The organism is Pseudoalteromonas rubra (assembly GCF_005887115.1).
GTDB lineage: Bacteria > Pseudomonadota > Gammaproteobacteria > Enterobacterales > Alteromonadaceae > Pseudoalteromonas > Pseudoalteromonas rubra_F.
This window is the reverse complement of the sequence record NZ_PNCJ01000203.1, coordinates 1-277: the sequence shown is the minus strand read 5'-3', so window position 1 is coordinate 277 and position 277 is coordinate 1. Positions and strand designations below refer to the sequence as shown.

The 277-nt window shown below is 46.2% G+C and carries 1 pseudogene; it reads right to left on the bottom strand.

The features are described from left to right. A pseudogene (locus tag CWB98_RS23755) lies at window positions 1-277 on the bottom strand (exonuclease domain-containing protein); the annotation flags it as partial.

The following is a 277-nucleotide window of genomic DNA, read 5'->3' as shown; positions in this document are numbered from 1 at the left end:
AGCTTACAAAAGGATGAAATGGCGTGCGTTTAATTTTACAGCGCTCAATGGCGGCATTTAAAAAGCCATGGTCAAAGGCGGCATTATGAGCAACCACCACGGAGCGTTGGCAACCAGCGTCTTTTTGCGCTTTGCGTACAAATTTACAGATACTTTTCATTGCTTCGCTTTCATCCACCGCGCCACGCAATGGCGAGAAAGGGTCGATACCATTAAACTCAATAGCCGATTGCTCGATATTTGCCCCTTCAAAGGGTCAACATGAAAGTGTTGCGTT